The organism is Flavobacterium orientale, assembly GCF_014638005.1.
GTDB lineage: Bacteria > Bacteroidota > Bacteroidia > Flavobacteriales > Flavobacteriaceae > Flavobacterium > Flavobacterium orientale.
The window spans coordinates 1-620 of sequence record NZ_BMFG01000037.1 but is presented as its reverse complement, the minus strand read 5'-3'; the positions used below and the strand labels follow the sequence as shown (position 1 = coordinate 620).

At 37.7% G+C, this 620-nt stretch carries 1 protein-coding gene; it reads right to left on the bottom strand.

Features of this window, described 5'->3' with window-relative positions:
- The coding region (locus IEV15_RS14535; RefSeq protein ID WP_188363261.1) for a hypothetical protein at positions 1-353 on the bottom strand (353 nt) is incomplete at its 3' end.
- Positions 354-620 lie beyond the last annotated feature (267 nt).

Sequence of the window (620 nt, the reverse complement as noted above, 5' to 3'; positions counted from 1 at the left end):
CAATAGTCGATGCAGCTGCCGTCTCTTAGTTTGATGATGGCGTTGCGTTTGTGTTTGACGGCTTGGAATAGTTGTAAATCATGGGTGTTTAGGGCGTAGGCTTGCAGGCGTGCGGAGATGTTGACGCATTGTGTTGCCATTTCTTGTTGGTAATTGTCTTTTTCTATTTTGTATCCGGTGCGGTTGATGAGTTGGTTTTCGCTGGCGGTTCTTATGTTGGCGAGACCGTCTTGGAATTCTTGGAAGGTGGTGTCGAAATTGGGCATGGCTGCTAGGATTGCGGGGTCTACCTTCTTGATGTATTCTTCTACGACAAGATACATGTTGCGTTTGCTTTGTTGTACTCTATCCATAGTTGTGTTTTTTGGTTTGTAGGTGGCTTATTGTTAAGCGTTTGGGTTTGTATTACAAATATATAGGAATTTTTTTAACATTTCCAAATGGTTGTTGCATAGGTTGGGGTTTTTTTTTCGTTTTTACGTTTAAAAATTGGTTTTTATTGTTAATTTTTTAATAAAAACGATGAATTATTACAAATTGTTTTACTAAACACGATGTATGGTAGTGATTTTTATGATTATTTTTCTTAAGAAATTGGGTTAAACGGGTCAATTTTAGGG